Origin of the sequence: Xanthomonas prunicola, from assembly GCF_002846205.1 — a bacterium.
In the GTDB taxonomy this organism is placed as follows: domain Bacteria; phylum Pseudomonadota; class Gammaproteobacteria; order Xanthomonadales; family Xanthomonadaceae; genus Xanthomonas; species Xanthomonas prunicola.
Genome location: NZ_PHKV01000012.1, coordinates 11,530 through 23,415, shown reverse-complemented (window position 1 = coordinate 23,415; position 11,886 = coordinate 11,530). Strand labels below are relative to the sequence as shown.

Annotated in this window: 7 protein-coding genes; 6 read left to right on the top strand and 1 reads right to left on the bottom strand. The window is 66.6% G+C overall.

Annotated elements, in window-relative coordinates; genetic code table 11:
- Positions 1-34: 34 nt before the first annotated feature.
- The 5 genes from XpruCFBP8353_RS20520 to zwf all read left to right on the top strand — a co-directional run bounded on the left by XpruCFBP8353_RS20520 (position 35) and on the right by zwf (position 7,653).
- Complete coding sequence (locus XpruCFBP8353_RS20520; RefSeq protein WP_101364924.1) at positions 35-295, top strand: YcgL domain-containing protein; 261 nt, start codon at positions 35-37, stop codon at positions 293-295.
- A complete protein-coding gene (locus tag XpruCFBP8353_RS20515; RefSeq protein WP_101364881.1) occupies positions 288-3,608 on the top strand; it encodes an ankyrin repeat domain-containing protein in 3,321 nt (1,106 codons plus the stop codon). Before XpruCFBP8353_RS20520 ends, XpruCFBP8353_RS20515 begins: the two co-directional genes overlap by 8 nt.
- Positions 3,609-3,634: 26 nt before the next feature.
- Complete coding sequence (locus XpruCFBP8353_RS20510; protein ID WP_101364880.1) at positions 3,635-3,958, top strand: low molecular weight protein tyrosine phosphatase family protein; 324 nt, start codon at positions 3,635-3,637, stop codon at positions 3,956-3,958.
- Between the two features lie 69 nt (positions 3,959-4,027).
- Positions 4,028-5,827 carry a glycoside hydrolase family 15 protein gene (locus XpruCFBP8353_RS20505; RefSeq protein ID WP_101364879.1) on the top strand — a complete coding sequence of 600 codons (1,800 nt, stop codon included), beginning with the start codon at positions 4,028-4,030 and terminating at the stop codon, positions 5,825-5,827.
- Complete coding sequence (zwf, locus tag XpruCFBP8353_RS20500; protein ID WP_101364878.1) at positions 5,824-7,653, top strand: glucose-6-phosphate dehydrogenase; 1,830 nt, start codon at positions 5,824-5,826, stop codon at positions 7,651-7,653. Before XpruCFBP8353_RS20505 ends, zwf begins: the two co-directional genes overlap by 4 nt.
- Positions 7,654-7,999: 346 nt before the next feature.
- On the opposite strand, the gene XpruCFBP8353_RS20495 is transcribed toward zwf, so the two are convergent.
- A complete protein-coding gene (locus XpruCFBP8353_RS20495) occupies positions 8,000-9,817 on the bottom strand; it encodes a monovalent cation:proton antiporter-2 (CPA2) family protein (protein WP_101364877.1) in 1,818 nt (605 codons plus the stop codon).
- A gap of 680 nt (positions 9,818-10,497) precedes the next feature.
- Here XpruCFBP8353_RS20495 and mgtE point away from each other — a divergent pair.
- The gene (gene mgtE, locus XpruCFBP8353_RS20485; protein ID WP_101364875.1) at positions 10,498-11,865 is read left to right on the top strand and encodes a magnesium transporter; all 1,368 of its coding nucleotides are present in this window, start codon (positions 10,498-10,500) and stop codon (positions 11,863-11,865) included.
- The last annotated feature ends 21 nt before the right edge of the window (positions 11,866-11,886 follow it).

Below are 11,886 nucleotides of genomic sequence, written 5' to 3'. Positions count from 1 at the left end.
CGACACACCTCTCTTCGAGCGCGACCACGCGCGCATGCACGCCTACGTCTATAAAAGCCAACGCAAGCAGGACACCTTCGTCTATCTCGCCACGCGTGACGATTTCTCCGGTCTTCCTGCTGCCGTGCAGGCACAGCTGGCACCGTTTACGTTCGTGCTGGAGGTGGCGTTGACGCCCGAGCGCCGGCTGGCCCAGGCCGACGTAGCCACGGTGCGCGAGGCGCTGGGCAAGCACGGGTTCTATCTGCAATTGCCGAAAACGCTCGTGCTCGCAGGCGAGTGCGACTATGACTGAGCCTGCGCGTGGCGCACGGATGCGCGCCGCAGCGCTGGCCGGCGCGGCCGGCGTGGTGTTGTGCCTGCTCGGTGGCGTTGGCGGTGTGGTTGCTGCGCTGAGCCTGTGGCTGGCGCAGCCGGCCTTGGCGCTGGCGGTGTCGTGGGCGCGTGGCACGCGCACAGTGCCGAGCCAACCGCGCGCCATCGCGCAAGCGCTGCCGCCGTTACTGGCCATGTGGGGCGTGGGCCTGTTGGCGCTGGCCGCACTGATCAGCTGGCCGCTGACCGCCTTGCGCGACAGCGGCAGCCTGGCTGCCGCGCTGGCGTTGAGCGTGGCAGTCAGCGCCGCCCTGCTCGGGTTGTGGCGCACCTGGCCCTTGTGGGGCGAGGTGGAACGCGACGGTGGTGCGCTGGCGCCGCGCTGGCATGCGTTGGCGACGCAAGAATTGCATGCCTGGCGCGGCCTGCTGGCAGCCGCACTGGTGCTGGCGATGTGCACCCTGGCCGTGGTGCTGGCCTGGCCGGGCTGGTTGTCTGCTGGCCTACGCTGGGCGCTGGCGGTTGCCGCCGCTGTGCTGCTGCCGGCGGCCCACCTGCTGCTGCAACGCACCGCCGCGCCGATGCGCAGCGATGCGCCGCCGGCACGGCAGGCCGCCGATTTCTTCTCCGAAGCCGCCGCCGAACCGCGCCCGCTGGAGCCGGTGGCCCAGCATCAGCTGGTGCCCGAACTCTTTGAAGCCGCGCGCAGTGGCCGGGTGGATCGCGCGCTGCAATTGCTCGAGGCCGGTGCCGACCCGCAGGCGCTGCCGCTGCCGGAATGGCGCGATCAACGCAGCCTGCCGGCGCTGGCGGCGGTATTGCCGGATCTGCGCCTGCTGCGCGAGTTGATCGTGCGGCGCGTCGACGTCAACCAACCGCACCGCGGCATGACCCCGCTGCTGGCCGCGACCCGCGACAGCTGGCACGGCCGCCCGGATGCGGTGATGACCTTGCTGGCCAACGGTGCCGACCCGCGTTCCACCGACAACGACGGCAACACCCCCCTGCATCACGCCGTGCGCAGTTCCGACCCGGGCGTGGCCGCGCTGTTGCGCGATGCTGCCGCAGAGCTCGACGCGCTTAACAATGAAGGTCACTCGCCGCTGGCGATGGCCTGCCAGGTCGGCAACTGGCGGCTGGCCAAATTCCTGCTGGAACGCGGCGCGCATTCCGAGCCCGAGGGAGGCGCCCCGGTGCTGCTGGCCGCGGCTGGCACCGAAGAAGACGACCCGGCCGGGGTGCAATTGCTGCTCAAGCACAAGGCGCGCGTGGATGCCCGCGACCGCCAGCGCCGCAGTGCCTTGCACGAAGCTGCACTGGCCGGCCACGGCGACATCGTCGAGGCGCTGTTGTCGGCCGGGGCCAATCTGGAAGCGCGCGATCTGCTCGGCCGCACACCGTGGCTGGATGCCGCGCGGCAGGCGCGCAGCACGGTGCTGGAACGCCTGATCGCGCGCAAGGCCGATGTGCTGGCCATCGATGGCGATGGCCGCAACGCATTGATGCTTGCCTGCGCCGCCGACAACGTGTCGCCGGCGTTGATCCGCCGCCTGCTGGATTTGCAGGTGCCAGCCGATAGCGTCGATGCGCAAGGTCGACGCGCAGTGGATGTGGCCGCCGAAGCCGGACGTTGGGCGATCGTGCAGCTGCTCGATCCCGCGTACCCGTTGCCGGCCGCGGTCAGCGACGCGCAGGGCGATACGCCTGGCGTTGCCGTCCTTCCAGATCGCCCGCCGCTGGTGCTGCTGCGTGAAGGCCTGCAGTTCGGGCAGCGCGATGGCCTGGTTGCGCTGGCGCGGCTGTGTGCCCCGGAAGAACTTGGCGGCCTGCTGCACGATGCGCAGCTGGCCTTGAACGCCGAGGCGGTCGACTGGCTCCTGCGTCACGGTGCCGATGCCGAAGTGCGCGATGCCTGCGGCGATGTGCCGATGTTCGCGCTGCTCTCGCGCGGCGTGGAGGCAGTGCCGGCGCTGCAGGCGTTGCTGCGGCATGGCGTCTCCCCGGCAGGTGCCGGTGGCCTGACCCGGCTGCTCAGCGCCTGCGTGCAGCACGATGCGGCATCGCGCGGACTGGAACAATTCGCGCTGGAATTGCTCGAACGCGGCGCCGACCCGTTCGCCCCGTCGGCCGCCGGCGATCCGCCGTTGTCGCTGGCCGTGCGGCTGGGCTGGCTGCGTCTGCAGCACTGGTTGCTGGAACATGGCGTGGACCGCGAAGCGCGCGACAGTCACGGCATGACCGCCCTGCATTTGGCCACCGCACTCGGCCGCGACGCCTCGCTGAAACTGCTGGTCAAACAGGGCGCCTCGCCGGAAGCGCGCGCCGCCGACGGGCAGACCCCGCTGGGCGTGGCGCTGTCGATCGGCCGCCGTGATCTGGCCGACTGGCTGGACTGGCGCATCTGGTCGCTGCCGCGTCGCACGCTGCGCGAAGCAGATGTGCCGGCCGCCGCAATGACCGGCGATACCGATGCAGTGCGTCGCCTGATCGACCTCGGCCTGCCGGTGGACGCCGTCGACGCCCAGGGCTGCACCGCGCTGCTGCGTGCCGCTGGTGGTGGCCACCTTGGCGTGGTCACGTATCTGCTCGGCCGCGGCGCCGATCCGCAGCGTGCCGCCAACAGCGGCGCCACGCCGTTGTCGGCGGCCGTGAGCATGCGCCAGACCGAGATCGTGGCTGCATTGCTACACGCCGGCGCGCAGATCGAACACCGCCTGCCGGGCGGCGTGACCGTACTGATGCTGGCCTGCGCGCTGGGCCTGCCGGACATCGTGGCGCGCCTGCTCACCGCCGCAGCCGACGTGCACGCCACCGACAATCAGGGGCTGGCGCCGCTGCATTGCGCCGCGTTGTACGGCTTCACTGCGCGCGACAAGAACCGCCTGTTGGCTCTGCTGGACACCTTGCTGCTGGCTGGCGCCGACGCGGACTGCCTGGCTGGTGGCCGGGTCAGCCCGTTGCTGCTGTTGCTGGGCGCACGTGCCGAACCGGGCACCGCCTGCGACGAGCAAGTGGTGCTGGCCGGGGTCGAACGTCTGCTCGACGAAGATGTGTCGCTGGACGTGGCCGACCAGCGCGGCTTCGGCCCGCTGCATCTGGCCGCACTGCACGGCCTGCCGCTGCTGGTGCAGCGCCTGCTGCGGGCCGGCGCCGATGCCGACCGCCGCGATGCGCTCAACCGCACCCCGCGTGAGATCGCCATCATGCGCGGTTTCATCGATGTGGCCGGCCAGTTCGAACCGGCGCTACCGGGCGTCTCCTCGATGGCGCGCTTCCTGCGCGAAGGCCGCTGAGCCCACGCGGCGGGCAACCGTTGCGGGTGTTGTTCGTGTGCAGCCGCAACCACCTGCGCAGCCCCACCGCCGAGCGCGTGTTCGCCGACTGGCCCGGCGTGCAGGCGCAATCGGCAGGGTTGGCCGCAGACGCAGAAGTGCAGGTCACCCCGGAAATGCTGCAAGAGGCGCAGGTGGTGCTGGTGATGGAACGTCGTCACCTGCAACTGCTGCGTAAACGCTTCGCTGCGCACCTGCGCCATTGCCGGGTGATCTGTCTGCAGATTCCCGACGACTACGCGTACATGGATCCGGCGCTGATCCGTCGGCTGGAACACACGGTGCCACCGCTGCTGCGCCTGCCCGCGTAGTCGTAACCTGATCCCGACACCGTGCATGCAAGACTGCAGGTTCTTTCGTTGGAAGGAAGCGCCCCTACGATGAGCGTGCGTATCGAGGACCACGCCATGCTGGGCAATTGCCACAGCGCGGCCCTGGTCGACCACCGCGGCACCATCGACTGGCTATGTCTGCCACGATTCGATTCGGATGCGTTTTTCGCATCCTTGCTGGGCGATGAGCAGCACGGGCAATGGGCGTTATCGCCATCCGGCGACTTTCGCAGCGAACGCGCCTACCAAGACGATAGCCTGGTGTTGTGCACGCGCATGACCACCGACACCGGCACCGTGGAGCTGTTCGACTTCATGGTCGCCAGCGACGAAGGCGACAACCACCAGCATCTGGTGCGGATCGTGCGCTGCGTGCAGGGCGAGGTGCCGATGCACATGCGCCTGACCTTTCGCTTCAACTATGGCCGCACCGTGCCGTGGGTCACCGGCATCGACGGCGGCATCCGCGCCATTGCCGGCCCCGACCAACTCGCGTTGCGCTCGCCGCAGGAACTGCACGGCGAAGACATGGGCACCGAGTCGGACTTCACGCTGCGCGACGGCCAAAGCACCTGGTTCCTGCTCAGTCATGGCGCATCGCATGAGCCCACGCCACCGCAAATCGACCCGGAACAGGCGCTGCAACGTACCGCCGCGTTCTGGCACGGCTGGGCACGTCGCTGCACCGATGTCGGTCCGTGGACCGAGCAGGTGCGCCGCTCGCTGGTGGTGCTGAAAGGGCTGAGTTATCTGCCCACCGGCGGTATCGTCGCTGCGCCCACGGCCTCATTGCCGGAGCATCTGGGTGGCACGCGTAACTGGGATTATCGTTACTGCTGGCTGCGCGATTCGGTGTTCACCCTGATTGCGTTGCTGCAGGCCGGTTATCGTGATGAAGCGGCGGCCTTTCGCGGCTGGGTTCAACGCGCCATCGCCGGTTCGCCGGATCAATTGCAGGCGCTGTACGGCATCGCCGGCGAACGCCGCTTGCAGGAATGGGAAGCGTCCTGGCTGCCCGGTTATGAAAACTCCGGCCCGGTGCGCATCGGTAACGGCGCGGTGGATCAGTTTCAGCTCGATGTCTATGGTGAGTTGATCGGCGCCTTTCATTACGCGCGCGAAAAAGGTGTGGACCCGCCGTCGGACGACGATGGGTCGTCCGCGTCGCTGCTGGAAAAAATCCTGGATACGCTGGAAACGTTATGGCGCGAACCTGATGAAGGCATCTGGGAAATCCGCGACGAGCGCCGCCACTTCGTGCATTCCAAGGTAATGGCATGGTTGGCATTCGACTGCGGCGCGCGTGACGGCATCACCAATGCAGACGCTGAAAAACGCGCACGGTGGGGCCGCATTGCCGAAGAAATCCACGCCGAAGTGCTGGCAAAAGGCGTGCACCCGGACGGCCACTTCGTCCAGAGCTATGGCTCGGATCGGCTGGATGCGTCGCTGCTGCTGATCCCCATCGTGGGGTTTCTGCCGCCGGACGATCCGCGCATTGCCGCTACCGCCGATGCGATCGCGCGCGATCTGACCATCGATGGATTGGTCGAGCGCTATCGCGCCGACGACAGCGCCGACGGCCTGCCGGCCGGCGAAGGCACCTTCCTGGCCTGCAGTTTCTGGCTGGTGGAAAACTTTGCGTTGATCGGCCGCACCGATGAGGCGCGCGCATTGCTCGAACGTCTGCTCGGGCTATGCAACGACGTGGGTTTGCTCGCCGAAGAATATGACCCGCGCAGCAAACGCATGCTCGGCAACTTCCCGCAAGGGTACTCCCACGTGGCCCTGGTCAATGCGGCACTGCGCCTGCACGGACGTATGGGCGAAAAGGAAACGCATCCATGAGTGAGCAAGCAACCACCCCGCCGTGCATCATCGTGGTGTTCGGCGCACGCGGCGATCTGACCAAGCGCCTGGTGATGCCGGCGCTGTACAACCTGCGCCGCGCTGGCGCGCTGGGCGAGCAATTCGCCATCGTCGGCATGGACCATGGCGACATCAGCGAGCGCGCATGGAGGACCAACATGGGACAGTCGATGACGCAGCTGCTGAGCAGCCGCGATGCCGAATTCCAGACCGACGAATTCGATACCGGCGCCTGGGATTGGCTGCGCGAGCGCATGCATTACCTGCGCGGCGACTTCACCGACCTGGGCGCGTATCAGGCGTTGGGTGGCCTGCTGGACAAACTGCACAAGCGCTACGGCACCCAGGGCAATGTGCTGTTCTATCTGGCCACTGCTGCGCGTTTCTTCGAACCGGTGTTGCTCAACCTGGGCGAAGCCGGCCTGGTCAAGCAACGCGAGGGTGAAGGCTGGCGCCGGGTGATCGTTGAAAAACCTTTCGGCCACGATCTGCCCAGCGCCAGGCATCTCAATGCCACTGTGGCCAAGGTCCTGCACGAAGATCAGGTGTTCCGCATCGATCATTTCCTGGGCAAGGAGACGGTGCAGAATATTCTTGCGTTCCGCTTCGCCAACGGCTTGTTCGAGCCGGTGTGGAATCGCGATCGCATCGACCATGTGCAGATCACCGCGGCCGAAACCATCGGCGTGGAAGGGCGCGGGCGTTTCTACGACCCCACCGGTTGCTTGCGCGACATGGTGCCGAACCATCTGTTCCAGTTGCTGGCGATGATTGCGATGGAACCGCCGGCGGCGTTCACCACCGAGGCGATGCATCGACGTCGCGCCGAAGTCATCGAAGCGGTACGCCCGATCAAGCCCGAAGATGTGGTGCGCGGGCAATACGCCTCCGGTGCGGTCAGCCGTAGCGCGGTACCGGGCTATCGCGAAGAAGACACCGTGCCGGAAGATTCGGAAACCGAAACCTATGTGGCGATGAAGCTGCAGGTGGATACCTGGCGCTGGGCCGGCGTGCCGTTTTACTTGCGCACCGGCAAGCGCCTGCGCGAGCGCACCACCGAGATCGCGATCCGTTTCAAGCCGGCACCGCTGGCGCCATTCCGCAGCACCGAAGTGGGCGGCTACGGCCCTGACTGGCTGGTGCTGCATATCCAGCCGGATGAAGGCATCTCGCTGCAGTTCGATGTCAAACGCCCAGGCGCACAAGTGGCACTGGCGCCGGTGCGCATGGATTTCCGCTACCGCGACTGGTTTCCCAAGGAATACACCGTGGGCTACGAACGCCTGCTGCAGGACTGCATGAACGGCGAAGCCGGTCTGTTCCAGGATGCGGCGATGGTGGAAGGCGCGTGGCGCATCGTGCAGCCGATCCTGGATGCATGGAAACAACCGCCGAGCGACTTCCCCAATTACGCCGCCGGCAGCGCCGGCCCCTCGGCTGCCGACGCCTTGCTGGCCATGAACGGCGGACACGCCTGGCGCGCGCTCACCCCGGGCCGCAAGCCGCCGCCGCGCCGCGCGCCAGAAGCGCGCGCTGGTGCTGCAACGCCGGTGAAGAAAGCCGCCAGGAAAGTTGCAAAGAAGACAGGCAAGGCGCCAGCCAGGCGCACGCCGGCGGTTGCTGCCGCATCTACTGAAGGTGCAGCAGCCGCGAGCCGGAAGGTCGCCAGAAAGGCCGTCACTAAAGGCGCAAGCAAACAAGTCGCAAAAGTTGTGGCCAAGCGCGTGAGCAGTACAACGGCACGCAAGGTCGCCGCCAAAAAGTCGGGGAGCAAACCGAGCTCTGCGCGCACGCTGCGTAGCTGAGTCGCATGCGCCAGCCGCGTTGCGCGGTTGGCGCGGTTTGCTCGGATCGATAACTGGTGGCGCAACCTAAGAATTGGCTGTTTGGCTCTGCAGTGAAGGTTCAAGCCGATGACACGTCAACGCAAACGCGTCATCGCGCCATCCGCGGCGGATGCTTAATGCATCGGCCTGATTGCTGACGCGGCAAGCGCAATGGCGTAGAGCTGATAGTGATGCTGCGTTGACGCTATCTTCAACCAACTGCGTGGGCGCCATGAAGCGTCCTCCCCCTCGATCTCGCGATGACGCGCTATTTCATCATCGTCTTGTCCGACGCTGCACTGTGTCGCTGCGAATGCATCAGCACTCAGGTGTCGCGCGTGGCCGCCACCGTCTCATCATCCTCATCCACATCCGCCTTGACGTCGGCTTCGAACAGATTCATCAGATCGGCACGTGCATCACGCGAGGTCTGGATCACCTTGGCCTCGTCGTCGTAGACCAGGTGCTGGCGGCGCAGCAGGTCTTCGTCGTGCTGGCGGAAGCGTTTGACGTGATCGTGGGCGAGCGCCTCGCCCAGACCGAGCGAGGTCAGCACGCGTTCGCTCAGTTCCAGGCTGGAGGCGAAGACTTCGCGGAACGGTTCTGCGCCCAGATCCATCAATTTCCAGGCGTGTTGGCGGTTGCGTGCGCGCGCCAGCACGGTGGCTTGCGGATACAGGCGACGGATCAGTCGCACCGTCTTGATGTTGGTTTCCGGGTCGTCCACCGCGATCACGAACACCTTGATGCGCTCGGCACCGGCAGCGCGCAGCAGCTCGGGACGGGTGGGGTCGCCGTAATACAGCTGGCTGCCGAAACGGCGCAGGTCTTCTACGGTGTCGGGGTTGTGTTCCAGCGCCACGAACGGCACATGCCGTGCGGTGAGCAGGCGCGCGACCACCTGGCCGAAGCGGCCCATGCCGGCGACCAGCACCTTTGGGGTCTGCGCATCGATGGTGTCGAACGGGCGATCGGTTTTGGGTGCGCGCACGCGCAGCGGCCCGTTGAGGATGCGTTGCATGCCAAGCAGCAATAATGGCGTCAGTGCCATCGACACGCCGACGATGGCCACCAGCCGATCGTGATTGGCCGGCTCGAGCAGGCCGACGCGGTCGGCCTCGTTGAACACCACGAACGCGAATTCGCCGCCCAGCCAGAGCACGCTGCCCAGCATCAGGCTGCTGCGCAGCGGCAGTTTGGCCGCGCTGCCGATGCCGACCAGCAACGAGAACTTCACCACCAGCAAGATCGCCACGCCCGCTGCGATCAACCACGGCTCGGCCACCACGCGGTTCAGATCGATGCCCATGCCCACCGAGATGAAAAACAGGCCCAGCAGCAAGCCTTCGAACGGTTCGATCTGTGATTCCAGTTCGTGGCGGAATTCCGAATCGGCCAGCAACACGCCGGCAATGAAGGCGCCCAGGCTGGCGCTCAATCCGGCCTCCTGCATGATCCAGGCGGTGCCCAGCACCACCAGCAAGGCGCTGGCGGTGAAGACTTCCGGCATGCGCGTGCGTGCCACCACGTTGAACAGGTGCCGCAGCACAACGCGCCCGCACACGATCACCAGGGCAAGGGCTGCGATGGCCTTGGCCACGTCCTGCCATTCAAGCGCGTCGTTCTTGCTGCCGCCGAGCAGCGGGATGGCCGCCAGCAAGGGGATCGCAATCAGATCCTGGAACAGCAAAATGGCGAATGCCAGCCGGCCGTAGTCGCTGTTGAGCGCCTTGCGTTCGGCCAGCAATTGCAGGCCCACCGCCGTGGATGAGAGTGCCAGTGCTACGCCGACGATCAGCGCGCTCTTCCAACCCAGGTGGGCTGCCATCAGCAAGCCGCCCAGGATTACCGCCGTCACCAGCACCTGCGTGGCGCCGGCGCCGAACACCGAATGGCGCATCACCTTCAGGCGCGCCGGCGACAGTTCCAGCCCGATCACGAACAGCAGCATCACCACGCCGATCTCGGCCGCGCCGCTGATGCGTTCGGCATCCTGCACCACGCCCACGCCATCCGGGCCGAGCACCACGCCGGCGACCAGATAGGCCAGCACCGCACCCAGGCCGAAGCGTTTGAACACCGGCACCGCCACGATGGCGGCCAGCATCAACACCAACGCCAGTTCCAGGCCACCGCTATGCATGCGTACTCTCCGTTGAGGTGCGCATTATGCCGCGCAGGCTAACTGGCCTGCGCGCACGCATGTGCCAGTTGTGCGGTAGTGATGTCGGTTGCGATGACGCGCGATGCGACAACGCGCTTGCGTGAGTGCGATGGCCGATGCCATGGCAGGAAGCAATGCACCGGGCGTTGCGTGAAGCGGGCTGTAGCAACCACCCGTGGCCTCCAGCGCAGTGCAATGACGGCCGGTTGCTCGGCTCCGTATTGGTGCGTCGGCCGCAGCACGGGCGTTGCGGTAACGGTGCATCCGCCCCCCCAACACGCTGGCCTGGCACGGCGACGCCACGGCGCCACGCGTTCCTCGTCGGCCTGCCCACGATGGCGCGCGACACCCCGATCCGCTCCGCACTGCCGGCGTGTTCGCCGAAATCCCGCTGGCGTGCACGCTCGGTATGCGCCTGCGACGCCCGGCTTCGGGAAGCCCACTTAAGCGACCTGCGCACAGGGCATTGACCAAGCCGCCTCAGGCGCGCAGACTGCGCCGCGCCACCGCCCGGATCACCGGCCGGTACGCACCTTTGGAGCCCTTACCTATGTCCAGCGACAGTCACCCTAGACCCGGGTCGATGACCCAGCTGGCGCGCGCCTGAGGCTCAGGTTCGCTGGCTGTCATCGACGACGGTCGTCACCAGGCGAACCACCATGTACGACGAAACCCTGCGCCTTGCCGAAGGCGTCGATGCACTGACCGCACCCCTGGCCGAGCTCAACACGGCCGATGCGGTGGAATACCTCAACGCCCTCGACCGCGACGAAGCGGCACAGGTGCTGGCCGCGTTGCCACCACCACGTGCGGTGAAGGTGCTCGAGCAACCAGAATTGCGCGATGCCAGCACGCTGGTGGCGTTGCTGCCGGCCGAGCAGGCTGCCTCGCTGCTGGGGCAGATGGCCGACGACCGCGCCACCGACATCTTCCACGGTCTGGATGCCGAGCAGCGCCAGCCGTTGCTGTGGCTGCTCAGCGCCGAGGCGCGGCTGTCGATCCAGGCATTGATGCGCTACCCGCCCAACACGGCTGGCGCGCTGATGACCACCGAGTTCGTGGCGGTGCCGTCCGATTGGACGGTGGGCCGCACCCTGCAGCACATCCGCGAAGTGGAGCGCAGCCGCGAGACCGTCTACGCGATCTATCTGCTCGACCCGCACAGCCGCGTGCTGCAGCAGGTGGTGACCATGCGCCGGCTGATCACCGGCGCGCCGGAGGCGCCGATCCTGGACGTGGCGCAGGTCAATCCGCCGGTCACCGTGGACCCGGCACTGGATCAGGAAGAAGTGGCGCGGCTGATCCGTCGCCATGACCTGCTCGCCATCCCGGTGGTGGATGCGCGCGGCCACGTGCTCGGCATCGTCACCGTGGACGACGTGCTCGATGCATTGATCGCCGAATCCACCGAAGACGTGCACAAGTTCGGCGGCATGGAAGCGTTGGACAAGCCGTACATGCAAATTGGCTTCGGCCAGATGATCAAGAAGCGCGCCGGCTGGTTGAGCGTGCTGTTTCTGGGCGAAATGCTCACCGCCAGCGCGATGCAGCACTTCGAGGACGAGCTGTCCAAGGCCGTGGTGTTGACCTTGTTCATCCCGCTGATCATGAGTTCGGGGGGGAACTCCGGTTCGCAGGCCACCTCGCTGCTGATCCGCTCGTTGGCGTTGCGCGAAATCCGTCTGGGCGACTGGTGGAAAGTGGCGCTGCGCGAATTGCCTACCGGCTTGACCCTGGGCGCGATCCTGGGCGTGCTGGCGATCGTGCGCATCACCATCTGGCAGACCGCCGGCTTGTACAACTACGGCCCGCACTGGCAGATGGTGGCGTTGACCATCGGCGCCGCGCTGATCGGCATCGTCACCTTCGGTTCGCTCTCGGGCTCGATGCTGCCATTCGTGCTGCAACGGCTCGGCTTCGACCCGGCTAGCGCCTCGGCGCCCTTTGTTGCGACGTTGGTGGACGTCACTGGCTTGGTGATCTATTTCAGCATCGCTGCGCTGATCTTGAGTGGGACGCTGTTGTAGAGTCCGGGTTCCTTCCGGGCA

Bases quoted from the DNA above. Each gene is read 5' to 3' on its own strand.
- XpruCFBP8353_RS20520 (WP_101364924.1), top strand. From the start codon at position 35: ATGCACGCCTACGTCTATAAAAGCCAACGCAAGCAGGACACCTTCGTC.
- XpruCFBP8353_RS20515 (WP_101364881.1), top strand. From the start codon at position 288: ATGACTGAGCCTGCGCGTGGCGCACGGATGCGCGCCGCAGCGCTGGCC.
- XpruCFBP8353_RS20505 (WP_101364879.1), top strand. From the start codon at position 4,028: ATGAGCGTGCGTATCGAGGACCACGCCATGCTGGGCAATTGCCACAGC.
- zwf (WP_101364878.1), top strand. From the start codon at position 5,824: ATGAGTGAGCAAGCAACCACCCCGCCGTGCATCATCGTGGTGTTCGGC.
- XpruCFBP8353_RS20495 (WP_101364877.1), bottom strand. From the start codon at position 9,817: ATGCATAGCGGTGGCCTGGAACTGGCGTTGGTGTTGATGCTGGCCGCC.
- mgtE (WP_101364875.1), top strand. From the start codon at position 10,498: ATGTACGACGAAACCCTGCGCCTTGCCGAAGGCGTCGATGCACTGACC.